At 67.9% G+C, this 22,601-nt stretch carries 21 protein-coding genes, 1 other RNA gene and 1 pseudogene; 20 read left to right on the top strand and 3 right to left on the bottom strand.

Going from position 1 to position 22,601, the window contains the following annotated elements; all coding sequences use genetic code 11:
* Window positions 1–26: 26 nt before the first annotated feature.
* The 3 genes from ACWGKT_RS03515 to ACWGKT_RS03505 all read left to right on the top strand — a co-directional run bounded on the left by ACWGKT_RS03515 (window position 27) and on the right by ACWGKT_RS03505 (window position 3,496).
* On the top strand, window positions 27–1,268 hold the full coding sequence (locus ACWGKT_RS03515) for a serine/threonine-protein kinase (RefSeq protein WP_453272284.1): 1,242 nt from the start codon (window positions 27–29) through the stop codon (window positions 1,266–1,268).
* Window positions 1,269–1,481: 213 nt separating this feature from the next.
* On the top strand, window positions 1,482–2,588 hold the full coding sequence (prfB, locus tag ACWGKT_RS03510) for a peptide chain release factor 2 (protein ID WP_235452634.1): 1,107 nt from the start codon (window positions 1,482–1,484) through the stop codon (window positions 2,586–2,588).
* A 290-nt stretch (window positions 2,589–2,878) separates the two neighbouring features.
* A complete protein-coding gene (locus ACWGKT_RS03505) occupies window positions 2,879–3,496 on the top strand; it encodes a hypothetical protein (RefSeq protein WP_453272283.1) in 618 nt (205 codons plus the stop codon).
* Window positions 3,497–3,587: 91 nt separating this feature from the next.
* Here ACWGKT_RS03505 and ACWGKT_RS03500 read toward each other — a convergent pair whose 3' ends face one another.
* A complete protein-coding gene (locus ACWGKT_RS03500; RefSeq protein ID WP_235452640.1) occupies window positions 3,588–3,779 on the bottom strand; it encodes a hypothetical protein in 192 nt (63 codons plus the stop codon).
* A 304-nt stretch (window positions 3,780–4,083) separates the two neighbouring features.
* On the opposite strand from ACWGKT_RS03500, the gene ftsE reads away from it, so the two are divergent.
* The 5 genes from ftsE to ssrA all read left to right on the top strand — a co-directional run bounded on the left by ftsE (window position 4,084) and on the right by ssrA (window position 8,111).
* Window positions 4,084–4,773, top strand: a complete 690-nt coding sequence (gene ftsE / locus ACWGKT_RS03495) for a cell division ATP-binding protein FtsE (protein ID WP_235452642.1) — start codon at window positions 4,084–4,086, stop codon at window positions 4,771–4,773.
* Window positions 4,774–4,820: 47 nt separating this feature from the next.
* Window positions 4,821–5,738 (top strand): permease-like cell division protein FtsX, encoded by a 918-nt coding sequence (gene ftsX, locus ACWGKT_RS03490; RefSeq protein WP_453272282.1) that lies wholly within the window; start codon window positions 4,821–4,823, stop codon window positions 5,736–5,738.
* Between the two features lie 67 nt (window positions 5,739–5,805).
* The gene (locus tag ACWGKT_RS03485; RefSeq protein ID WP_453272281.1) at window positions 5,806–6,975 is read left to right on the top strand and encodes a S41 family peptidase; all 1,170 of its coding nucleotides are present in this window, start codon (window positions 5,806–5,808) and stop codon (window positions 6,973–6,975) included.
* Between the two features lie 75 nt (window positions 6,976–7,050).
* Window positions 7,051–7,593, top strand: a complete 543-nt coding sequence (gene smpB, locus ACWGKT_RS03480) for an SsrA-binding protein SmpB (protein WP_356142889.1) — start codon at window positions 7,051–7,053, stop codon at window positions 7,591–7,593.
* A gap of 113 nt (window positions 7,594–7,706) precedes the next feature.
* Window positions 7,707–8,111, top strand: a transfer-messenger RNA (tmRNA) gene (ssrA, locus tag ACWGKT_RS03475).
* A gap of 61 nt (window positions 8,112–8,172) precedes the next feature.
* On the opposite strand, the gene ACWGKT_RS03470 is transcribed toward ssrA, so the two are convergent.
* Window positions 8,173–9,456, bottom strand: a complete 1,284-nt coding sequence (locus tag ACWGKT_RS03470) for an MFS transporter (RefSeq protein ID WP_453272280.1) — start codon at window positions 9,454–9,456, stop codon at window positions 8,173–8,175.
* An 84-nt stretch (window positions 9,457–9,540) separates the two neighbouring features.
* Between ACWGKT_RS03470 and ACWGKT_RS03465 the strand changes: the two genes are divergently transcribed.
* The 9 genes and pseudogenes from ACWGKT_RS03465 (at window position 9,541) to ACWGKT_RS03425 (ending at window position 17,936) form a co-directional block, all read left to right on the top strand.
* Window positions 9,541–10,512: a LysR family transcriptional regulator gene (locus ACWGKT_RS03465; RefSeq protein ID WP_453272279.1), complete on the top strand. Its 972-nt coding sequence runs from the start codon at window positions 9,541–9,543 to the stop codon at window positions 10,510–10,512.
* Window positions 10,513–11,047: 535 nt separating this feature from the next.
* Window positions 11,048–11,206: a hypothetical protein gene (locus ACWGKT_RS03460; RefSeq protein ID WP_453272278.1), complete on the top strand. Its 159-nt coding sequence runs from the start codon at window positions 11,048–11,050 to the stop codon at window positions 11,204–11,206.
* A gap of 45 nt (window positions 11,207–11,251) precedes the next feature.
* Window positions 11,252–12,465 (top strand): annotated as a pseudogene (locus ACWGKT_RS03455) (acyltransferase family protein).
* A gap of 258 nt (window positions 12,466–12,723) precedes the next feature.
* Complete coding sequence (locus tag ACWGKT_RS03450; protein ID WP_453272277.1) at window positions 12,724–13,386, top strand: hypothetical protein; 663 nt, start codon at window positions 12,724–12,726, stop codon at window positions 13,384–13,386.
* Window positions 13,374–14,411 carry a hypothetical protein gene (locus tag ACWGKT_RS03445; protein ID WP_453272276.1) on the top strand — a complete coding sequence of 346 codons (1,038 nt, stop codon included), beginning with the start codon at window positions 13,374–13,376 and terminating at the stop codon, window positions 14,409–14,411. The genes ACWGKT_RS03450 and ACWGKT_RS03445 overlap by 13 nt, the downstream gene beginning before the upstream one ends.
* A 551-nt stretch (window positions 14,412–14,962) precedes the next feature.
* Entirely contained in the window at window positions 14,963–15,286 is a 324-nt protein-coding gene (locus tag ACWGKT_RS03440) for a hypothetical protein (RefSeq protein ID WP_453272275.1), read from the top strand.
* Window positions 15,286–16,719, top strand: coding sequence for a hypothetical protein (locus ACWGKT_RS03435; protein ID WP_453272274.1), 1,434 nt, complete (start codon window positions 15,286–15,288; stop codon window positions 16,717–16,719). The genes ACWGKT_RS03440 and ACWGKT_RS03435 overlap by 1 nt, the downstream gene beginning before the upstream one ends.
* An 18-nt stretch (window positions 16,720–16,737) precedes the next feature.
* Window positions 16,738–17,346: a hypothetical protein gene (locus tag ACWGKT_RS03430; protein ID WP_453272273.1), complete on the top strand. Its 609-nt coding sequence runs from the start codon at window positions 16,738–16,740 to the stop codon at window positions 17,344–17,346.
* Entirely contained in the window at window positions 17,343–17,936 is a 594-nt protein-coding gene (locus tag ACWGKT_RS03425) for a hypothetical protein (RefSeq protein ID WP_453272272.1), read from the top strand. Before ACWGKT_RS03430 ends, ACWGKT_RS03425 begins: the two co-directional genes overlap by 4 nt.
* Window positions 17,937–18,132: 196 nt before the next feature.
* Here the strand turns inward: ACWGKT_RS03425 and ACWGKT_RS03420 are convergent, their stop codons facing one another.
* Entirely contained in the window at window positions 18,133–18,771 is a 639-nt protein-coding gene (locus ACWGKT_RS03420) for a hypothetical protein (protein WP_453272271.1), read from the bottom strand.
* Window positions 18,772–18,956: 185 nt separating this feature from the next.
* On the opposite strand from ACWGKT_RS03420, the gene ACWGKT_RS03415 reads away from it, so the two are divergent.
* The 3 genes from ACWGKT_RS03415 (at window position 18,957) to ACWGKT_RS03405 (ending at window position 22,591) form a co-directional block, all read left to right on the top strand.
* The gene (locus ACWGKT_RS03415; RefSeq protein WP_453272320.1) at window positions 18,957–19,598 is read left to right on the top strand and encodes a hypothetical protein; all 642 of its coding nucleotides are present in this window, start codon (window positions 18,957–18,959) and stop codon (window positions 19,596–19,598) included.
* Between the two features lie 341 nt (window positions 19,599–19,939).
* A complete protein-coding gene (locus tag ACWGKT_RS03410; protein WP_453272270.1) occupies window positions 19,940–21,322 on the top strand; it encodes a nitrate/nitrite transporter in 1,383 nt (460 codons plus the stop codon).
* A gap of 117 nt (window positions 21,323–21,439) precedes the next feature.
* Complete coding sequence (locus tag ACWGKT_RS03405) at window positions 21,440–22,591, top strand: uroporphyrinogen-III synthase (RefSeq protein ID WP_453272269.1); 1,152 nt, start codon at window positions 21,440–21,442, stop codon at window positions 22,589–22,591.
* Window positions 22,592–22,601: the final 10 nt, after the last annotated feature.

Raw genomic sequence — 22,601 nt, 5'->3', positions numbered from 1 at the left:
ACAACACGCGTCTGGTAGGAGCAGTCTTGGCACGGAAGATCGGCAGCCGGTACACCGCCAACCAGATCCTGGGGCGGGGCAGCGCCGGCACGGTGTGGCTGGGCGAGGGGCCGGACGGGCCCGTCGCCATCAAGCTGCTGCGCGAGGACCTCGCGTCCGACCAGGAGCTCGTCGGACGCTTCGTGCAGGAGCGCACGGCCCTGCTCGGCCTGGAGCACCCGCACATCGTGTCGGTGCGCGACCTGGTCGTGGACGGCAACGACCTCGCGCTCGTCATGGACCTGGTCCGCGGCACGGACCTGCGCACCCGGCTGGAGCGGGAGCGGCGCCTGTCGCCCGAGGCGGCGGTGGCGATCGTCGCGGACGTGGCGGACGGGCTCGCCGCGGCGCACGCGGCCGGGGTCGTGCACCGGGACGTGAAGCCGGAGAACGTGCTGCTGGACATGCAGGGGCCGCTCGGCCCCGGCGGCGCGCACCCCGCCCTCCTGACCGACTTCGGCGTCGCCAAGCTGATCGACTCCCCGAAGCGGACCCGGGCCACGAAGATCATCGGCACGCCGGACTATCTGGCCCCGGAGATCGTGGAGGGCCTGCCGCCGCGCGCGGCGGTCGACATCTACGCCCTCGCGACCGTGCTGTACGAGCTGCTCGCCGGGTTCACGCCCTTCGGCGGCGGCCACCCCGGCGCGGTGCTGCGCCGGCACGTCACGGAGACCGTGGTCCCGCTCCCCGGGATCCCGGACGAGCTGTGGCAGCTGATCGTCCAGTGCCTCGCCAAGGCACCGGCCTCCCGGCTGCGGGCGTCCGAACTGGCGGCGCGGCTCAAGGAGCAGCTGCCGACGCTGGCCGGGATGCCCCCGCTGGACGTGGACGAGCCGGACGCGGACCTCGCCGAGGAGGGGGCGGCGGACGAGACACAGGCGACCCCCTCGACGCCGTCCGCCTCCGGGGAGCAGGTACGGCGCGGCGCGGTGCCCCTGGTCCCCGGCGCGAAGCCGGACTCCAACCGTGACACGCACACGTCGATGCGGGTGCCGGGCCCCGACGAGCTGGCCGGCGGTGCGCGCGGGACGGCCCGGGTGCCGCGCCCCGCGGGGGCACCCCGCCCCGGCTCGGCCCGCCACCGGGCCGTTGCCCGCCGCCGCAGGATCACCCTGGCCGTGGCGGGAGCGGTCCTGGCCGCGGCCCTCGGCATCGGCGCCTGGCTGGCGACCTCGGGCGACGACCCGGACACCCCACCGGGAACGCACACGTCGTCGACACCGTGACAAGGGCCACCATCTGAGAGGCGCCCGCACGATCAGCCCGTCCGGCGATTGAGGACGAGGCCGTCCAGGCCGAAGGGGGGTCGGGGGCACAGCCCCCGGGAAGGCCCACACACGCACCGGGTGCCGCGCAGGTACCGGGCGCCTGAAGCACCCGCGAAAGCCAGGCGCAGCCGCCCGGCACTGGTCGCCCGGCGGAGCCGTTACGCTGGATGCGTGGCAGTCCTCGATGTATCCGAAGAGCTCAAGTCCCTCTCCTCGACCATGGAGTCGATCGAGGCCGTTCTGGACCTCGACAGCATGAGGGCAGACATCGCCGTGCTCGAGGAGCAGGCGGCCGCGCCGTCCCTGTGGGACAACCCGGACGAGGCGCAGAAGATCACCAGCAAGCTCTCCCACCTCCAGGCCGAGGTCAGGAAGGCGGAGGCGCTGCGCGGACGGATCGACGATCTCGCCGTGCTCTTCGAGATGGCCGAGGAGGAGGACGACCCGGACACCCTTGCCGAGGCCGAGTCCGAGCTCGCCGCCGTCCGCAAGGCACTGGACGAGATGGAGGTCCGCACGCTGCTGTCCGGCGAGTACGACTCCCGCGAGGCGCTCGTCAACATCCGCGCCGAGGCCGGTGGCGTGGACGCCGCCGACTTCGCCGAGAAGCTCCAGCGGATGTACCTGCGCTGGGCGGAGCAGCACGGCTACAAGACCGAGGTGTACGAGACGTCGTACGCGGAGGAGGCGGGCATCAAGTCCACCACCTTCGCCGTCCAGATCCCCTACGCCTACGGCACCCTCTCCGTCGAGCAGGGCACGCACCGTCTCGTGCGCATCTCGCCCTTCGACAACCAGGGCCGCCGCCAGACCTCCTTCGCGGGCGTCGAGGTGCTGCCCGTGGTCGAGCAGACCGACCACATCGAGATCGACGAGTCCGAGCTGCGGGTGGACGTGTACCGGTCCTCGGGCCCCGGCGGCCAGGGCGTGAACACCACCGACTCCGCGGTGCGCCTCACCCACATCCCCACCGGCATCGTGGTCTCCTGCCAGAACGAGCGGTCGCAGATCCAGAACAAGGCCACCGCGATGAACGTCCTCCAGGCCAAGCTGCTGGAGCGGCGCCGTCAGGAGGAGCAGGCCAGGATGGACGCGCTCAAGGGCGACGGCGGCAACTCCTGGGGCAACCAGATGCGTTCGTACGTGCTGCACCCGTACCAGATGGTCAAGGACCTGCGCACCGAGCACGAAGTGGGCAACCCGGAGGCCGTGTTCAACGGTGAGATCGACGGCTTCCTGGAAGCCGGCATTCGCTGGCGCAAGCAGCAAGAGAAGTAACTTTGTCGACATGACAACTGCCGCCCTCGGGGCGGCAGTTGTGTTTTGTCTGGGTTCTACATCACACTCACACCCGCAACTCCCGGCATAAGGCCCAGCATCGGACATTGCACACGCAACGGCCTTGACGTTGGTTTGAAAAATCGGAAGGGTGAAGAGTGGCATGCGTATCTCTGGGGCGCATGTGAACCGGGGGAAGTGAAAGACGAGTTCGTCGTCAGCCACCCCCGTCGATCACGGCCCCCCTAAGCGCCGCTTGGTGACCATTAGCTACTGGGGGTAGCAACCATATGACGAAGAAGACGCGGATCCGGATCGCGCGGATCGCCGCCTGTGGCGTGATCGCGGCCGGCGCCTCGCTGACCGCCGCGGGCGCCGCCTCGGCCGCGGAGTCGGACGACTGCCTGCTCGGCGTCCTGTGCGCCGACGAGAACCCGACCCCGGACCCGGGCCCGACCGACACGGGTGTGCCGACGGATGTGCCGTCGCAGACCACGGTCCCCACGGACGAGCCGACGGACCCCACGGAGGAGCCCACCGAGCCCACCGAGGACCCGACCACGGCCCAGCCCTCCGAGAAGCCCACCTCCGACCCGACGCACGGCAACGGCAACGGCGGGGGCAACGGGAACGGCCACGGCAACGGCAACGGCCAGGGCAACCACAACGACCCCGACGGCGGCTCCGGCACCTCCGCCCAGGAGGAGGGCACCTCCGCCCTCACGGACACCGGCTCGAACAACACCTCCTCGGGCACCCAGGCCCAGGGCAACGGTCAGCAGCTCGCCGAGACGGGTGCCGCGCAGACCACGTTCCTGATCGTCGGCGCCGCCACCATGATCGCCGGTGGCATCGGCTTCCGGATCCTGCCGCGCCTCGTGGGCGGCCGGGGCGGAGCGGCTGCCTGACGGTAGTCGGCTCTGTACGCAACGTACAGCGGACATACGGTGAAGGGCCCGGAGCTTGGCGCTCCGGGCCCTTCACCGCTTCACGGCGCTCTTACGCGGTCTGGTGCGCCAGCAGCGCCACCGCGGCGATCAGCACCGCCAGCAGCGCGATCAGCGCCATCGGGTTCAGTCCCGCGAAGAAGTTCTCCTGCTGCAGCCGCTCGCGGTTGGCGCGGCACACGGGGCACCGACCCTCGTTCACGGGCGCCGCACAGTTCGCGCACACCAACCGGTCGTACGTCATGCGCTCGCCCTCCTTGCGCCGGCCATCACACATACAACGCTTCCGGAAACGAGAACGTTCCCCCCTCCACTCTGCCAGGTTCCCGCGGAGCTTGCGCGGGTCGCTCGAAGAGGGGTGGATCCGGGCTCAGGCGGCCGCGGGCCCGATCCGGGTGTCCGCGGGGTTCCCCGGGCCTCTGTGGGGCGCGATCCCTACCCGGGACAAAAAGGGACAAGCATCATCCAACCCCGACCGGCGACTGCGCTTGCGCGCCTGCTTCGCGTATGGTCACGCACATCTACCCCCGGCGACCCGTGGTGCATCCGTGATCCGATTCGACAATGTCTCCAAGGTCTACCCCAAGCAGACCCGTCCAGCCCTCCGGGACGTGTCCCTGGAAGTGGAGAAGGGCGAGTTCGTCTTCCTCGTGGGGTCCTCCGGCTCCGGAAAGTCCACCTTCCTGCGGCTGATCCTCCGCGAGGAGCGGTGCAGCCACGGCCAGGTGCACGTCCTGGGCAAGGACCTCGCACGCCTCTCCAACTGGAAGGTGCCGCAGATGCGCCGCCAGCTGGGGACGGTCTTCCAGGACTTCCGCCTGCTGCCGAACAAGACGGTCGCCGAGAACGTGGCCTTCGCGCAGGAGGTCATCGGCAAGTCGAAGGGCGAGATCCGCAAGTCCGTGCCGCAGGTGCTCGACCTCGTCGGGCTCGGCGGCAAGGAGGACCGGATGCCCGGCGAGCTCTCCGGTGGTGAGCAGCAGCGCGTGGCCATCGCGCGGGCCTTCGTGAACCGGCCCAAGCTGCTGATCGCCGACGAGCCCACCGGCAACCTCGACCCGCAGACCTCCGTCGGCATCATGAAGCTGCTCGACCGGATCAACCGGACGGGCACCACCGTGGTGATGGCGACCCACGACCAGAACATCGTGGACCAGATGCGCAAGCGCGTCATCGAGCTGGAGGCGGGCCGCCTCGTCCGCGACCAGGCCCGCGGCGTCTACGGCTACCAGCACTGACCGCCACCGACCCCGCAGACGTCCACGGAAAGGCCTAACCAGACGCCATGCGCGCCCAGTTCGTACTGTCGGAGATCGGTGTCGGTCTCCGCCGCAATCTGACGATGACCTTCGCCGTGATCGTCTCCGTCGCCCTGTCCCTGGCCCTGTTCGGCGGCTCGCTCCTGATGAGCGACCAGGTCAACACCATGAAGGGCTACTGGTACGACAAGGTCAACGTCTCGATCTTCCTCTGCAACAAGAGCGACGCCGAGTCGGACCCCAACTGCGCCAAGGGCGCGGTGACCGAGGACCAGAGGAAGCAGATCAAGGCCGACCTCGGCAAGATGACCGTGGTCGAGAAGGTCACGTACGAGTCCCAGGACGAGGCCTACAAGCACTACAAGGAGCAGTTCGGCGACTCCCCCCTGGCCAGCTCCCTCACGCCGGACCAGATGCAGGAGTCGTACCGGATCAAGCTCAAGGACCCGGAGAAGTACCAGGTCATCGCGACCGCCTTCGACGGGCGTGACGGTGTGCAGTCGGTGCAGGACCAGAAGGGCATCCTGGACAACCTCTTCGGGCTGCTCAACGGCATGAACTGGGCCGCCCGGATGGTCATGGCGCTGATGCTGGTCGTCGCGCTCATGCTGATCGTCAACACCGTGCGCGTGTCCGCGTTCAGCCGTCGGCGGGAGACCGGGATCATGCGCCTGGTCGGCGCCTCCGGCTTCTACATCCAGGCGCCGTTCATCGCGGAGGCCGCCGTCGCCGGACTGATCGGCGGCACCGTGGCCTGCGGATTCCTGGTCATGGCGCGGTACTTCATCATCGACCACGGCCTGGCCCTGTCCGAAAAGCTGAATTTGATCAACTTCATCGGCTGGGATGCCGTGTTGACCAAGTTGCCGCTGATCCTTGCCACCAGCCTCCTCATGCCCGCGCTTGCCGCATTCTTCGCGTTGCGCAAGTACCTGAAGGTGTGACGCATGCCAAGAGGGCCGTGCGGTCAACCGACCGTGCGGCCCTTCGCGTTGTCCTAGACTCACCCGCATGTCAGGCCGTGACCTGTTCTGTCAGCCCCGCCGCATGAGCCGCGGGGCCGCCCTGACATTGGTCTTCGCCGGAGTGCTGGTGACCGGCGCCGCGACCGGCGCCTTCCCGGACCCCGGCCACACCGACCGGCGGGCGGCGGCGGGCTCGGCCCGTGCGGCCAGCCGCCACGACGCCGTCGAGAAGGCCGCCGCCGACGCCTTGGCCGACGGCACGTCCCCCATGGAGGCGGCCGAGCGCGCCGTCAGCCGCAGCGGGGACCGCTGGGCCGCCGTCTACTCCGAGGGCGAGTACGAGGAGTTCCAGGAGGCCCTCGACGGCGAGTACACCGGCGTCGGCCTGTGGGCCCGCCGCGAGCGCGACGGGCGTATCCAGGTGACCCGGGTGCAGTCCGGATCGCCCGCGGCCGCCGCCGGGATCCGCAAGGGCGACCGGCTGCGCAGCGTCGACGGCCGCGGCGTCGACGGGCACCCGGTCACCGAGGTCGTCTCCTTACTGCGCGGTGACGCCGAGGACGCCGCCGCCGGCACCACCGTCCGGCTCGGCCTGGAACGCGGCACGCGCGCGTGGGACCAGACCCTGCGCCGGGCCCGCCTGTCCACCGGCTCCGTCACCGTCAGCAAGCTCCCCGGCGCGGTCACCGTCATCAAGATCGCCGCCTTCACCAAGGGCTCCGGCGACATCGTCCGCGCCGCCGTACGGCAGGCCCCGGCCGGCGCCGGCATCATCCTCGACCTGCGCGGCAACTCCGGGGGCCTGGTCACCGAGGCCGCCACCACCGCCTCCGCCTTCCTCGACGGCGGCCTGGTCGCCACCTACGACGTCGAGGGCGAACAGCGCGCCCTGCACGCCGAGCCCGGCGGCGACACCACCCGGCCCCTGGTCGCGGTCGTCGACGGCGGCACCATGAGCGCGGCCGAGATGCTCACCGGCGCTCTCCAGGACCGCGGCCGCGCGGTCGTCGTGGGCTCCCGCACCTTCGGCAAGGGCTCCATCCAGATGCCCAGCCGGCTGCCCGACGGCTCCGTCGCCGAACTGACCGTGGGCCACTACCGCACCCCCTCCGGCCATGGCGTCGACGGCCGGGGCATCACCCCCGACCTGGAGGTCGACCGGGGGGCCATGCAGCGGGCCGAGACGGTGCTGAGCGGACTGGGTGACCCGTCGTAGCGCCGCTCCTGGGTTTATCTGCTTCCCTCACACCCCGTCCGTAGTGCGAAAATGGACGGCACTATGGCCAAGGGAATGTACGTACCGAAAGAGTCCCAGCAGAAGCAGCAGGGGACGGCCGCCAAAGCCAAGGACGGCGAGAAGGGCGGCAAGCGCAAGATCGTCGCGCAGAACAAGAAGGCGCGGCACGACTACGCGATCATCGACACCTACGAGGCCGGGCTCGTCCTGAGCGGCACCGAGGTGAAGTCGCTGCGTCAGGGCCGGGCCTCGCTGGTCGACGGCTTCGTGCAGATCGACGGGAGCGAGGCGTGGCTGCACAACGCCCACATCCCCGAGTACAGCCAGGGCACCTGGACCAACCACTCGGTGCGCCGCAAGCGCAAGCTGCTGCTGCACCGGGAGGAGATCGACAAGCTGGAGGCCAAGGCGCAGGAGACGGGCCACACCATCGTGCCCCTCGCCCTGTACTTCAAGGACGGCCGGGCCAAGGCCGAGATCGCCCTCGCCCGGGGCAAGAAGGAGTACGACAAGCGGCAGACGCTGCGTGAGCAGCAGGACCGCAGGGAGTCCGCCCGCGCCATCGCGGCGGCGAAGCGTAAGCAGCGGGGCGCGTAGCCCCACGCGGGTCGCCAGGAATACGCTGGCACGGACCTGCGTTGTTCACGTAGGATGGCCCTGCACTCCACAGAGGGTGCGCGCCCTCTCCGGAGGGATTGAAAAAACAACATGGGGATGATCGGTTTCGACAGCGGCTGTCGAAGCAGGGGAAGCGTGTCGAGGAAGCGGCCATGATCTCGTAAACCACAGGCCGAAAAAAATAATCGCCACTGTTAAGAGCGATTCTCCCAAGGCGACGCAGTTCGCCCTCGCTGCCTGATCTAGGTAGTTAGGCGACTGCCCCTTACTCAGGGGAGTGTCAGCCCGGGGCTGTTCCCGACCCGGATCCTGGCATCAGCTAGGGGACTAAACCTTGATCCCGGTCACGGGGTGAAGAGGGAAATCAAACAGTGACTGGGCCCGTCGGAGACTTGTCCGCGTGATCTCCGGGGCCGAGAAAATCGAAGCGGACTGCACACGGAGAAGCCCTGATTCCGCACCGTTGGACGCGGGTTCGATTCCCGCCATCTCCACAATTCCCATGTAACCGAGGGCCCGGTGGTCGTACAGACCACCGGGCCCTCGGCGTGTGCGCCCTCAGTGAGGGCTGCGGACTTCTTGACGGGCTCGAAGGCTTCGAAGGCCTCGACGGCTTCGTCGGCCGGGCTGCTGTGGCCGACCCGGCTGCCCTGACTTGAGCGAACGGAGTTTCTCCGCCGCGGCGTTGATCGCGAAGGACGCGGCCGCCGCCGCGACCGGTACCGCGAAGCCCGTCGCCGGCGAGGCGTGCTCCGCCGTCCACCCGCCGAGCGCCGAACCGCAGGCTATGCCGACGAGCAGACCGGTGACGACGAGGCTCATGCCCTCGTTCAACCGGTCCTGCGGTGTCCGGCGCTGCACCAGCGTCATCGCGGTCACCATCGTCGGGGCCGTCGCCATCCCCGCCACGAGCAGCGCCGCCGCCAGGGCCCACAGGGAACCGACCGTGCGCGCGGCCAGCAGCGGCAGCGACATCAGCACCGTCATCGCGAGCAGACACCGGGACAGCCGGGGGTCGGCCGGCTTCAGCGCCCCGTACAGCAGGCCCGCCGCGCAGGAACCGGCCGCCTGGAGCGCGAGTACCGCCCCGGCCGCCGAGCGGTGCCCCTGCCCGTCGGCGTAGGCGATCGTGACGACCTCCATCGAGCCGAACACCGCGCCGGTGGCGATGTAGCAGGCCAGCAGCGGCGGGATGCCGGGGCTGCGCAGCGGCGACGCGGCCCGGCTGCGCGCCCGGGGCGGGGGCTCGGTCGCGCGCTGGGCGGTGAACACCAGCATTCCGGCGAGGAGCAGCACCGCCCCGGCCAGGGTCCCCGCCTCCGGGAAGAACGTCCCGGTCAAGAAGGACGCCAGGACCGGCCCGAGCATGAAGCACAGCTCGTCGGCGGCCTGCTCGAAGGAGTTCGCGGTGTGCAGGGCGTCCGGGTCGTCCCGCAGCAGATGGGCCCAGCGGGCGCGGGACAGGCCGCCGATGTTCGGGGTGGACGCGGTGGCGACGTACGCGGCGAACAGGGTCCAGTCGGGGGCGTCGTAGCGCACGCACAGCAGCAGCGCGAGGCTGGCGAGCACGGCGGTGACCGTGGCGGGCACGGCGATCCGGGCCTGCCCGTACCGGTCGACGAGCCGCGCGACCGCGGGCCCGGCCACCGCCATCGTCGCGAGCCCCGTCGCGGTGACGGCGCCGGCGAGGGCGTACGACCCCCGCGCACCGGCGATCATCACCACCGCGCTCACGCCGAACATCCCGATGGGCAGGCGGGCGATCAGATTGCCGACGGTGAACGCGCGGGTGCCGGAGCGGGCGAAGAGGCGTCGGTACGGAGTCATGCGCAGCTGGGACATGGATCCACGGTCGCCCGGAGTGGATCAAGGGGTCCAACACCTTCTCCGTACCGATTCACGCACTCCTGTTGTAAGTTCGCTCGCATGCCCGCCCCCGCTCACCTCGATCCCCGCCTCCTGTGCGCCTTCGTCACCGTCGCCGAGGAGCTCCACTTCACCCGGGCCGCCGCCCGCATGTACGTCGCCCAGCAGGCGCTCAGCCGGGACGTGCGGCGGCTGGAGCGGGAGTTGGGCGCCGAGCTGTTCGTCCGCACCACCCGGCAGGTGACGCTGACCGCCGACGGCGAGCGGCTGCTGCCGCACGCCCGTCGGGTGCTCGACGCGCAGGACGACCTCCTCGCCGCGTTCGGGCAGGCCCGGCCCCTGCTGGTCGACCTCAACTCCCCGGGCCTGACCACCGGCCGCCGGGTGCTGTACCGGGCCCGCGAACTCGCCCCCGACTGCGAGCTGATGGCCCGCTACGAGAGCGGGCTGACCGGGGCGGCGGCCGAGTTGCTCGCGGGCCGCCTCGACGCGTCCTTCGGACGGTTCGCGGGCCTGGCGCCGGCGCTGCGGGCCGGCCTCGCGCACCAGCCCGTCCGGTACGAGCCGATGGCCGTCGTCCTGCCCGAGGACCATCCGCTGGCCGCGCTGGAGGCGGTACCGTTGGCCGCGCTCGCCGGGGAGTCCGTGTACGCCGGCGCCGGGAACCCGCGCACCCCCGAGTGGACCGACCTGGCCCGTCGCCTCTTCGAGGGACGAGGCATACGCGTCGCGTCACCCCTTCCGCTGGCCGTCGGGGACGAGGAGTTCGAGCGGATCATGGCGAAGACCCGGAATCCGATCCTCACCGTCGTGGACTTTCCGGCCATGCCACGGACCGTCCAGCGGCCCCTCGTCGACCCGGTCCCCTTGTCGCCCGTGTCACTCGTGTGGCGAAAGGGGCTGGTGCATCCCGGATTCGATGCGCTTCGACGGGCAGCTACCGAGATCGCCCTCGCCGAGGGATGGCTGGACCGGCCCACCGAGGGATGGATTCCGGACACCGATGAAAGTGTGATGTCGGTCCACAAATGAGACACGGCGACGGCGCGTCCCTCACGTGCGATTCATTCTTGGGCCGGGCACGGTGTGGTAAGGGGGGCGCTCGGGCCGGGTGGGGGCCTGGTCCGGTCGACGGGTGCTCGGTGTCGTAAGCGCACCCGGAACGGTCCCGTGGGGGGATGTGCGCGCGTGAAAAAGTGGCGAGAAGACGCTCAACCGGAATAGCCCGATGATCCACCAGGGACCCCGGAAATGCCGGTGACGGGTGGAGACACCCGGGCGTTCCCGGAAACCGGGGGAGCCGGTGCCTTTCGGCCAGGACGGGGTCCTGGGCCGACGGGGGAGGGAGCGCTTCCGGAGACGGAGATCCTGGGCTTCGACAGAGGTCCTGGCTTCGACGGACCTCTGGGCTGCGACGGACCTGTCGGCTCCTGTCGGCTCGGCCAGACCTCTTGGCTCGCCCAGACCTCTCGGCTCCGATGGACCTGTCGGCTCCGACAGACCTCTTGGCTCCGACAGCCGCACCACCTCCGAGCTGAGACGGTCCGCCACCGTCACCACCCGGGCCATGGGATCCCTCCGCGATCCCTGGGACGAACCCGCCGCCAACGGCACCGCCGGCCCGCCGAACCACGACTCGCATGAAGTGACGGTTCAGCTCGACGCCGTGCAGATCGGGGACGTACAACAACTCGGAGACGTACAGGAGCTCGGGACGTCCGGCTGAGCCCGGCCGAGGGCGCCGCGCGCCCGGTGGGCCAGGAGGGCTCCGATGGGCCGGTCTTCGTCGACGAGTCCGGCCGCCGCAGCCGCCGCTGGCGCCGGCTCGGCATGGCCATCGCCGGCGCCTGCGCCCAGCGCCCCCACCCCGGTGACCGGCCTCGACCTGTGGCAGGACAAGGCGTGGATCTTCCTGGTCCAGGCCTCCGACAACGTCACCGGCGTGCTGGTGGTCGCCCTCGCGGTGATCGGGTCCCTGGTCATCGGCCGCTTCGTCCTGATGCTGGTGCTGTCGGCGGCGCACGCCCGCCGGATCGGTCGTCTGCTGCCCCTGCTCCGGGCGTTCAGCGCGGTGGCGCTGGCGCTGATGTTCGCGGGCGGCTGGAACCCGGTGAAGGACCCGGACAACGGCGGGATCTGGGGCGTACTGAAACTGATCGACTACGTGATCCCGCTCGGTGCGCCGCCCTTCCCCTGGCACATCGGCTCGAAGCCGGGCCTGCTGGAGGACACGTGGGCGGTGCAGGCGGCGGGGCCGCTGTGGTACCTGCGTGCGTACCTGTGGTGCGTGATCGCGTCGCCGCTGCTGCTGTGGGCCTTCCGCAGGGCGCAGTGGCCGACGCTGTTGGCCCCGCTGGGCCTGACGGCGATCGTGGGTACGGGTCTGGTCACGATCCCCGGTGAGACGGGCAACGCGGTGACGGACTTCGCGGTGTACGGCGGCTGCTGGGTCTGGGTTTCGCCCACCACGACGGTCTGCTGTCCCGCATCCCCCACTATGTCGCGGTCTCCGGTTCGGCCCTGCTCATGGCGTTCGGCCTGTGGTGGGCGTCGGGCCCTCTGGGCCCCGGCGGCTGGGACCTGAACGACATCCCGCCGGCCCAGGCGAGCTGGTCCTTCGGTTTCGTGGTCATCCTGTTGCAGTGCTCGCCGTCGTGGCGGGAGTTGCCGGGCCCCCTGCGTCGCTGGGACAAACGGGTGACCCTCTCCAACAACCGCGCGGTGACGATCTACCAGTGGCACAACATGCTCATCATGGCCACGGTCCCGATCACCGACCAGGTGTACAACCTGCCCTTCATGCAGAGCGATCGAGCGGTGGGGGCACTCGACTCCACGTACATGATCTGGATGTTCCTCCTGGTCTGGCCCCTGATCGGCCTGACGATCCTTGCTCTCGGCTGGATCGAGGACATGGCGGCGAAGCGGAGCCCGCGGCTGTGGCCCAACGGGGTGAGGAGGGGCGGGAGCCGCCGAAAGGCCTGACGCCCGACCACCTGTACGGGGCTCGACGGAGCACACCCCGGCGCTTTGCACGGGCCAACGCGCTCCCGCTCGGGCCCCGTTGCAATGTCACGGGACGGCAACCAATACCAGCCTCACCCCTGCCAGTTGACTGTTGTCTGCCCCGCTATGCCTGATTCGCGATAGCGGGGTGAGCAATTCGCTCTGGTGCGGCCAGGACGGACCCCGATACCGTATCGGCTGCTTCTCAACCCTCAACAGCCCCACCAGGAGCCCACCGTGACCCGCCGCCCCCGCCTGCTCACGACAGCCGCCGCCGGTGCGATGTCCGCACTTCTGCTCGCTGGTTGCGGCGGGGGTGGGGACGACGACGCGTCCAAGCCGAAGGACAAGATTGCGGGGGCGGACACGGGCGACACGGCGTCGCCTTCAGCGACGGCTTCGGATCCTTCCACCGCTGACCGCCCGAAGATCGAGATGCCCGCCGACCTGTCCTACACCTTCGACTGGCCCAAGACCGGCAACAAGGACAAGGACGCGGTCCTGTCGGACAGCGAGCAGTCGATCAAGGCGGTGGACCTGGCGATCGTTAATCAGAACGCGCTCGACAAGGCGTACCTCTACTACTACGAGGGCGAAGCGGCAGCCCAGACACAGCAGTTCATCAAGGCATACGTCAAGGCGAAGGCCCGCACGACGGGCGCTTACCGCTACTACCAGCCGGTGGTGAACATCAGCGGTTCCGACAACGCGTCACTCGTCTACTGCGAGGACCAGGGCAAGGCGTACGACCTCTATCTGGAGACGAAGAAGGTCGATAAGACCCCCGTCACCAAGAACAGCTATGTCCTCTACAGCAGCCAGCTGCACAAGAACGACAAGGGTGTCTGGGTGATCCAGAAGCTCATGTCAGTAAGGGGGAGTTCCAAGTGCCAGCCCTGAGTGCCGGCTCGCGGCCGCTGATCGTGTTGTCACTGATCGGCTCGATCTTCGCGTGTGCCACTCCTGCCATGGCTGACAACAAGATCGGGGGTGGCGCCCAGACTCCACCGCCCAGCGGGAAGACGTCAGGTGATGTTGACGGCAACACCCTCAACTCCCAGGTCGGCGTCATCGTGTACGACCGTTCCAAGAACGGTAGCGGCAGCTCCGTGGGTGCGGTTACGTCGACCACGTCTTGGGCGCCGCCGCCGTGTTGGTACGCCCCGAAGTACACACCCGATCAACTCAAGGCGTACCTGGAACCGATCTGGGCGGTCGACTCGACCGGTGCTGATTGGGATGCCCAACAGCGTGATCGGTATGTCAAGGGCCACCCGTACAAGGACTTCAACAAGGACAAGGACGGCAAGGGTTATTGGTGGGACTCGTACGTCGACGAGAGCTTCCCGCCTGGTTGGGACAAGTGCACCAAGCCGTTCTTCTGGGTGGACAAGGGCGATCCCCCGCCGGCTGACGTTGAGAACGCGGTAACACCGAAGATCCTGGCCGAACTCGCGTACAAAGAGATCCGTGTCCCCAGTACGAAGGTGACCCTGGCCCCCGCGGGCGACACGAAGGTCAACCTTCCCACCTGGGCCTGGCTGGACGGCGCCGAGTTCAAGCCGGTGTCCGTGACCGCCTCCGTCCCGGTGCTCGGCATCTCCGCGACGACCACGGCGGAGCCGGTGTCCTTGAGGATCGACCCGGGCACCACCGACGCGGAGACGTACCCGTCCTCGGGCGTCTGCCAGATCAACAACGGCAGCATCGGCGAGCCTTACACCAAAGGCAAGGCCAACGAGACGCCACCCTGCGGAGTGAAATACCTGCGCTCGTCCGGCACCGATTCGTACCCGCTCAAGGCCACGATCACCTGGAAGATCCACTGGACCGGCAGCGACGGCAACGGCGACGACCTGCCCGACGGCACGTTCGGCGCCACCCAGAATGTGACGGTCCAGGAGATCCAGGCCGTCAACCGCTAGAGCAGCCATCAGCATCAGCGCGTTAGCCGCCCGCCTTCCTACCGCAGGAAGGCGGGCGTTTCACCTAGTCGGTACGAAGGTGAGCCTGGCCCTGGTGAATACAACCAAGGGTCAATCTGCCCCCGTGGGTCTGCTTGGATGACGCCAAACTCAAGCCGGTCTTCATCACCGCGTTCGTGCCGATACTCGGCGTCGGTGACGACCACCGCTCAGCCGGTCTCCCACAAGATCCACTCCGGTACTTCGGACGCACAGACGTATCCGGATCGGGCGTCTGCGAGGTCAGGGGCGGCAGCATTGGTGAGTCTGAGGCAAAGGGAAGTGCTGACGAAGCGCCACCCTGTGGAGTGAATTACCTGCGTTCTTCGGGTACGGGCTCGCACCAGCTCAAGGCCACCATCACCTGGAAGATTGACTGGACACACACCGGAATCGCGGATGGCGACCTGCCGGACGGTACGTTCGGGGCGGCGCAGGACGTTGTGGTACAGGAGACCCAGGCTGTCAACAGGTGGGGGCCGCATGCTGAGTGATCGGCTGTAGGGGGATCTGTGGGTGACCGGACCAGAGTCGACGATCTCGACGTGCTCAAAAGCGTTTCCACGGGCATCGAAAAGATCGTTGGCGAGTTGGAGCGTCTTGACGACGAGGACAAGTACGGCTGGGACCAAGAGGTCATCGGTCACGAAGAACTCACCAACAGACTCAACGACTTCGCCACCGACTGGGACTACCGGCGCGCCAAGCTCGAAGAAAAGCTGAAGAAACTCTCTGGGATTACAAAGGCCGCCGCCGACGCCTATGAGCAGGTAGACGCAGCACTCGCTGATGCGGTCCGCAAGCAGGACAAGAAGCCAAAGAGCCAGGGGGACTGATGACACGACCGAAAGACTGGTCGCCGGTCGAGCTCGACTCGGACCCCGTGGCTGGAGATCCCGAAGCCGTGGCGAAGCTGGGTAGACGGTTTCGTGCCGTGGCCGACACCATCAGAAAGCAGTCGGGAAACATCGAGACCCGTTGCAGTGTAGAGGGCTGGCAGAGCGAAGCGGCAGAGGAGTTCCGAAAGAATGCCGAAGGGACCGTCGGTCGCCTGAAAAAGGTCTTGGACCGGTTCGACACGGCGGCCGACCTGCTCGGTGAACAGACTGAGCAACCAGATGGGAAGTATGCATCTGTCCTGGCATCTTCCCAGCAGGCGGCAGACAAGGCGCGCAGCGACGCCGAACGGGAGCGTGGCGAGCGGGACTGTCTGGATAAATCCCTTGACGCGCTGGACAAGTCGGCACATGACTACGAGGACAAGCAACGGGAGCTTACCCGCAAGAGAGATGAAATCAACGGTCGTATCGAAGACGCCATCAAAAGGGTGCATGCGGCGCATGATGCCCGTAACCGGGCAGGTGAGAAAGCCGCTCGGGCTCTTGAGGAACTGATTGATCGTGACAAACTGAAGAATTCCACCTGGGAGAACATCAAGGGCGCTCTGAAGACAGTTGCTGATATCGCTGGCTGGGTGGCCACAGGCTGTGCTCTGGCTTCACTTCTCGTCGGTTGGATTCCCGTAATTGGCTGGGCGTTGGCGGGGGTTCTGGATGCAATCGCCCTGCTGGCGACTGTGGTATCTCTGGGCTGTCACTTGGTTCTCGTTTTTTCGGGAGATGCCAGCATCGCGGACCTGGTCCTGGATGGCGTTGCTCTTCTTACCCTTGGATTGGGGCGGGCTGCGCTGAGCGGAGGCAAGGCGGCTGCCGCAGGAGTCAGAGGTGTGCAAACGGCAAGCCGCACGGCGCGTGCCGACTTCCTTGCTGTGAACTCACTTGCCGGTAGGTCTGCGAAGGCAGCCAACACGTTGAAGGGGAAGGCTACGAAGCTGGCCAACCAGGCAGCCCGGGAAGCTTCTCAGCGATTGGCGGGAGATCTTCCTGGGGTCTTTGGGGAGATGGGCGAGTTCCAGCACGTTCTGAACCCGAAGGCGATCTACCGGGATTCGGTTGATGCCGTGAAAGGGCTCAAGGGTCTCGGGGACGTGGGGAGGCTGTTGAGTCGGAACACCTGGAGGGGCGCTCGCCCCTTTGGTAATCCGGAATGGACGGAGGCCAGCAATGCGCTCAAAGAAGTGCCGATCCTGGGTAAGTTCGAGAGCATAGGCGGGATGAAGTTCACCGACTATGTGCGTTCATCTGGGAGGCGTTGGCTTGGGTACACTGCCGCAGCAACGATCATTGACGGGAACGACAAGCTCCACGGACTCACTGAATGGGATAACCCGTACAACAAGTGGAAAAACGCTTGGACGGTAGGCTCATGACTCCCAGAGGGAATTCAAGTGGACGACGGTACAGCGTGGCAGTGCTTGATCTCTGAGCCGGAAGGCTGCATCAGGCTCCCTGTGGGGGAGGCTGCAGACTTGAGTCGGTGGTCCAAGGGGGCTGCTCAGAGCTATCTGGGCGTGTCAACACCTAAAGGTGAGGCTGGTCGGCTCTCGTCAGTGTTGGAGCGCCTGGCGGAGACGTCCGAGTTGAGCGACCCCACTTTTGCCTACGCCTATGTCGTGGATGCCGCCAAAGCCGTGACCGCGGTCTACGAGGTTCATGACTACGACGCAGATGGCTACCGGTCCGTGGACCGTCTCGCCGACCTTCTGCGGGACGTTCTGCCTACGTTCCCGGATCGACGGAATGTGGTTCAGGTCAACCTGCCTGTGGGGCCGGGTGTGCGCGTTCAGGAGATTTCTTCGGTAGAGAAGGGTTCGTTCCTCAAGAAGAAAGTCTTGATGGAGACCGTCACATATGCCGCCCTGCCTCCGCAGGCGGATAATGTCCTTGTTCTCCGGATGTCCTGGACGAACCTCGTCTTCAGTGAGGCCTTGCAGGACTTGGCGCAGACCCTGGCTGACTCATTGGAGCTCGTTGAGGTCAAGGAGGATGAGGGATGACGGATTCGGTCACGGAATCCCCGACAGGGGCGCATTCCCCTCCCAGTGATTATGGTTTGATTGTCCCCGAAGGCTGGTTCCGTATTCCGCTGGATCCTGGTGAATGGAAGCGCCCTATCCGGGCCCTGGTTGAGCGAACCTTCGACGGCCAGGATGACGCCGCCATTATCAGGCGAGAACTGGCTAGGAGCCTCCGTGCCCACGCTGAAGAGGGCTATGAGAACGGCGGTTTGGAGCTCTACATCTCAACGATGTCAATCGGCCCGCTACCTCTCTCTACATCCCTACTTGTGACCGTGGTGCCGACGGGACAGGATCTCGGCCTGGCAGTCAAGGGTGGACGCCAACGGGAAGTTGATGAAATCCTTCTGCCGCATGCGGGCTCAGCGGTCAGACGGCGCAGCCGTTCTGTGCCGGATGCGGATGACACGTCGGGCAATGAGCTACCTATAACGGTCGTCGACTACGTGGTAAGGATTCCGGGGACGCAAGCGTTTCTTCTACTCACGTTCTCGACGTCGCTGGACCCCTTCGTGGATGCCATGGTCGAGCTCTTCGAAGCAGTTGCCAAGTCGCTGCACTGGAGGTGACTGTAGCTCCGCTATTGCGACCCGCCTTGCTGCATATGGTGCGACAGCCCTGTAGTCGTGTCGCACCGCGCTGCGGGAAGATCGTCCCCGAGACCGTGCCCCCGACGGGAGGTCGACAAGCCAACTGACGGGTGTCATTCGTCGAACCAAGCCACCAAGCCGACGCCCCCGGCCCCGTGGATGGTGGCGAGGGTGTTCATGACCGTCCATACCGGTTGCCAGGGCCGTCTTTGGGGACTGCGTCTTGGCGGCGGTCTCGTTCCGCTCGGTAGAGGGTGGTGCCTGATTGCCACTCGGTGCCTTCTGGGTGGAGGTCGGCTATGTCCGTGGGGCTCAGTGTCAGGGTGTTGATGCCGGTGGCTCGGGCGAAGGCTCTGGTCCAGATCGAGGGGTGGATCAGGTGCAGGGTGCCGTCCTCGTGGCGGCGGTACTGGGCTATGCGAGTGGTGCGGGGGACGGCCGGTTCGTTCCGGTCGATGGACTCGACCTCCGGCCAGTCGAGCCATGTGGTGCCGAACGCCGCATCGCCCCATGACTCCAGTTCGGTGCGGATCGTTTGCGATGCGTCGGGTGGGAGGCCGCGGTTCGCCGCGACCGGGCGCCAGAGGCCGCTGAAGTCCCGGACGCCGAAGAGGCAGGCGAAGGCTTCGTAGTCCCTCGGCATTCCCAGCATCGACAGGGTGATGGCCGGCTGCCATGCCGTTTTTCCCGGTTCCAGGTCCAGGCCCCATGTGCGGCACTCGATCCAGCCATGGATGTCTGTTCCCATGCGGGCATTCTCCCCGTGGTGGTTGGCGGGCGGGTCTTGCTCAAAGCTCTGCCAAGGTTGCGTCAATCGGTGTCCCCCTTCGGCCGTGGCGCCTCCCGGTCGTGGAACACTGCCCGAGTTGCGTAAGTGAACAGCGTGAAGTCGTGGGGTGGAGCGGCAGTGGGAGCGGGGGCCGTGCGGTGAGTAAGCGACAAGTGCGGAAGATGCTGCAGTTGATGGCCGGCGGGGGGCCCGTCGAGCTCAGCCATTCAATGGGGTCCGTGAAGAAGCTCGCCCGGCTCGCCTTCATCGCCCAGCAGTTCGGGTACGAGTACGCCGACGCGGGGTACAGCGGGTCGCGCAACAACGTGCTGAAGATGGTCGTCGTGCCCGATCACAGCCCGCAGGCCCAGGCGCGTGCCGCGCAGAACCGGGCGCAGTATCCCAACGCCGGGGACGGAGTCTCCCTGCCGCCCGACGTGCCCGACGCGCTCGAACTCCTCAAGGCTCGCATCCAGTTCGACCTCACCGGCAAGAACGCCGAGAAGCGGGCGCTGTACGGCGCCGGCGGTATCACCCTCGGCCTGCTGCTCTACACCGTCCGGAAGGGCGGCGGTGCCTTCAACTTCGCCGTCGCCGGGGGTGCTTGGGTCATCTTCATGAGCATCATGGGGATCGGGTTCCTGGTGACTCGGCGTCGCAATGCCAAGTTCGCCGGACGGCTTCAGGCCGCCGGGTTCGTTCCGGTGACCGATGCGAGTGGGCGGGTGCGTTATCTGCCGCATCTGCCTCACCCGGCTCAGCTATCTCACTCGGCTCTGCTGTCTCATCCGCCTTATCAGCAACCTCAGCAGCCCCATCCATCCCATCAGTCTCATGTGCCCATGCCGCATCCGGGCCAGGTGCCTGGGTAGCAGCAAGGGTGGCCGGCGGGGCCGTATGGCAGTGGCAGTGGTCCGTATGGCGATCCTTCGTACGGCTCCGGGCCCTACGGCAGTGGGCCGTACGGCGGCGGGTCGTACGGGGGTGGGCCGTACGGCGGTGGTTACGGGCAAGCTCAGCCCTAGCCCTAGCCCAACGTCTTCGCGCGCAGAATCGGCCTCACCGACGGCCCCCCGGCCGAGTGAGAGCAACGTTCCCTTCCGGTCACTCACAGGCACAGTCAGGAAACGCGCCCTCCCTACCTTCGGGACTCATCACCGCTCATCACCTCGTACCACCCGAGCGCCAGAGCACCCTGAACCGTGGAGGCGTCATGACAGCCCCGAGTACTGCCCCCGCCCGGAGCGGCCGGTCAGGCCGCTGGATCGAGCACTGGGATCCCGAGGACGAGGCGTTCTGGAGGGCGTCCGGGGAGAAGGTCGCCCGCCGTAACCTCCTCTTCTCCGTCCTCTCCGAGCACATCGGCTTCTCGATCTGGACCATGTGGTCCGTGCTCGTCCTCTTCATGGGGCCGGAGTACGGGCTGACGCCGGCCGACAAGTTCCTGCTGACGTCGATGGTCACGCTGGTCGGCGCCGTCGTCCGCGTCCCGTACACCTTCGCCGTCGCGGTCTTCGGCGGGCGGAACTGGACGATCGTCTCGGCCGCCCTGCTCCTCGTGCCGACCGTCGCCGCGTACACCGTGATGGAGCCGGGGACGTCTTTCGGCACCTTCCTCCTCGTCGGGCTGCTCGCGGGGATCGGCGGCGGCAACTTCGCCTCCTCCATGACCAACATCAACGCCTTCTTCCCGCTGCGGAAGAAGGGGTGGGCGCTCGGGATGAACGCCGGTGGCGGCAACATCGGTGTGCCCGTCATCCAGCTGGTCGCCCTCGCGATCATCGGGGCGAGCGGCGGGCCGCGCCTGCTGCTCGGGATCTACATCCCGCTGATCGTGGCCGCCGCCGTCCTCGCCGCCCTCTTCATGGACAACCTCGCGTCCGTGAAGAACGACACCGGCGCGGCCAAGGACGCCGCGAAGGACGCCCACACCTGGATCATGTCCTTCCTCTACATCGGGACGTTCGGGTCGTTCATCGGGTACAGCTTCGCCTTCGGGCAGGTGCTGACCAACCAGTTCGGGCGGACCCCGCTGCAGGCCGCGTACCTCACCTTCATCGGCCCGCTGCTGGGCTCGCTCATCCGGCCCGTCGGCGGCCTGCTCGCCGACCGGTACGGCGGCGCGCGGATCACCCTGTACAACTACCTCGGCATGGCGGCCGCGACCGCCGTCCTCATCTTCGCCAGCATGGAGAAGTCGCTGCCGCTGTTCGTCTCGGTCTTCGTCGTCCTGTTCGTGCTCAGCGGGCTCGGCAACGGGTCGACGTACAAGATGATCCCCGGCATCTTCCAGGCGAAGGCGCTCGCCAAGGGGCTGGAAGGGGAGGAGGCCGCACGCTACGGGCGGCGCCTGTCCGGGGCCTCCATGGGGCTCATCGGGGCCGTCGGAGCGCTCGGCGGCGTCGGCATCAACCTCGCCTTCCGGCAGTCCTTCCTCTCCTACGGCACCGGCACCGGAGCATTCGTCGCCTTCCTGGCCTTCTACGGCGTCTGCTTCGCGGTCACCTGGGCCGTATACCTTCGCCGCCCGGCCGCACAGGCTCGGACCGAGACTGCCTCCGAGGCGAAGTCGCAGCTCAGCTACGCCGAGGTGTGACGTAACACCGGTGACATCAAGTCGAACCGAGCCTGTCACGCGCCGTTGACAGGCTCGTTCGTCATCCAGGTGACACATCCGCAGCCAGGACGCCGACTCGACCGCGGGACGAGAGCCATGTACGACGAAGACCAGTCAACGGAACACGGACCCCTCGCAGGGTTCACCGTGGGCGTGACGGCCGCGCGCCGGGCCGACGAACTGGGCGTGCTGCTCCAGCGGCGGGGTGCCGTCGTCCTGCACGCGCCCGCCCTGCGCATCGTGCCGCTCGCCGACGACGCCGAACTCCTCGCCGCCACCAAGGAGATCATCGACCAGGCCCCGGACGTCGTGGTCGCCACCACCGCCATCGGTTTCCGCGGCTGGATCGAGGCCGCGGACGGCTGGGGGTTCGGCGAGCAGCTGATCAGGCAGCTGCGCGGGGTGGAGCTGCTGGCGCGCGGGCCCAAGGTCAAGGGAGCGGTCCGGGCCGCCGGGCTCACGGAGGAGTGGTCGCCGTCGAGCGAGTCCATGGCGGAGGTGCTCGACCGGCTCCTGGAGGAGGGGATCGACGGGCGCCGCATCGCCGTACAGCTGCACGGCGAGCCGCTGCCCGGGTTCGTGGAGGCGCTGCGGGCCGGGGGAGCGGAGGTGGTGCTGGTGCCGGTCTACCGCTGGATGCCGCCCGAGGACATCGGCCCCGTCGACCGGCTGCTGGACGCGACCGTCTCGCGCGGACTGGACGCGCTCACCTTCACCAGCGCGCCGGCCGCCGCGTCCCTTCTCTCCCGGGCCGAGGAGCGGGGGCTGCTGGGAGAGCTGCTGGTCGCCCTCCAGCACGATGTGCTGCCGGCCTGCGTCGGGCCGGTCACCGCGCTGCCGCTGCAGGCGCGCGGCGTCGACACGGTGCAGCCCGAGCGGTTCCGGCTCGGGCCGCTCGTCCAGCTGCTGTGCAAGGAACTGCCCGGACGGACTCGGGTGTTGCCGATCGCCGGGCACCGGGTGGAGATCCGGGGCCATGCGGTGCTGGTGGACGGTGCCCTGAAGCCGGTGCCGCCGGCCGGGATGTCCCTGCTGCGGGCGCTGTCGCGGCGGCCGGGGTGGGTGGTGGCCCGGTCCGAGCTGCTGCGGGCGTTGCCGGGGGCGGGGCGGGACGAGCACGCGGTGGAGACGGCGATGGCTCGGCTGCGTACCGCACTTGGGGCTCCGCGGCTGATCCAGACGGTGGTCAAGCGGGGGTACCGGTTGGCTTTGGATCCGGCGGCGGACGCGAAGTACTCCGACGCGTGATCAGGCACCC

The organism is Streptomyces sp. NPDC054794 (genome assembly GCF_053611585.1).
Note: the sequence above shows the minus strand (reverse complement) of the source record. Positions and strands in the feature narration are given on the sequence as shown.

What these genes read in the sequence shown, in the direction of transcription:
- ACWGKT_RS03410 (WP_453272270.1), top strand. Translation starts at nt 19,940, where the DNA reads ATGACAGCCCCGAGTACTGCCCCCGCCCGGAGCGGCCGGTCAGGCCGC.
- ACWGKT_RS03485 (WP_453272281.1), top strand. Translation starts at nt 5,806, where the DNA reads ATGTCAGGCCGTGACCTGTTCTGTCAGCCCCGCCGCATGAGCCGCGGG.
- ACWGKT_RS03405 (WP_453272269.1), top strand. Translation starts at nt 21,440, where the DNA reads ATGTACGACGAAGACCAGTCAACGGAACACGGACCCCTCGCAGGGTTC.
- ftsX (WP_453272282.1), top strand. Translation starts at nt 4,821, where the DNA reads ATGCGCGCCCAGTTCGTACTGTCGGAGATCGGTGTCGGTCTCCGCCGC.
- ACWGKT_RS03470 (WP_453272280.1), bottom strand. Translation starts at nt 9,456, where the DNA reads ATGTCCCAGCTGCGCATGACTCCGTACCGACGCCTCTTCGCCCGCTCC.
- ACWGKT_RS03435 (WP_453272274.1), top strand. Translation starts at nt 15,286, where the DNA reads ATGACACGACCGAAAGACTGGTCGCCGGTCGAGCTCGACTCGGACCCC.
- ACWGKT_RS03425 (WP_453272272.1), top strand. Translation starts at nt 17,343, where the DNA reads ATGACGGATTCGGTCACGGAATCCCCGACAGGGGCGCATTCCCCTCCC.
- ACWGKT_RS03415 (WP_453272320.1), top strand. Translation starts at nt 18,957, where the DNA reads ATGGGGTCCGTGAAGAAGCTCGCCCGGCTCGCCTTCATCGCCCAGCAG.
- ACWGKT_RS03465 (WP_453272279.1), top strand. Translation starts at nt 9,541, where the DNA reads ATGCCCGCCCCCGCTCACCTCGATCCCCGCCTCCTGTGCGCCTTCGTC.
- ACWGKT_RS03500 (WP_235452640.1), bottom strand. Translation starts at nt 3,779, where the DNA reads ATGACGTACGACCGGTTGGTGTGCGCGAACTGTGCGGCGCCCGTGAAC.
- ACWGKT_RS03505 (WP_453272283.1), top strand. Translation starts at nt 2,879, where the DNA reads ATGACGAAGAAGACGCGGATCCGGATCGCGCGGATCGCCGCCTGTGGC.
- smpB (WP_356142889.1), top strand. Translation starts at nt 7,051, where the DNA reads ATGTACGTACCGAAAGAGTCCCAGCAGAAGCAGCAGGGGACGGCCGCC.
- ACWGKT_RS03460 (WP_453272278.1), top strand. Translation starts at nt 11,048, where the DNA reads ATGGGATCCCTCCGCGATCCCTGGGACGAACCCGCCGCCAACGGCACC.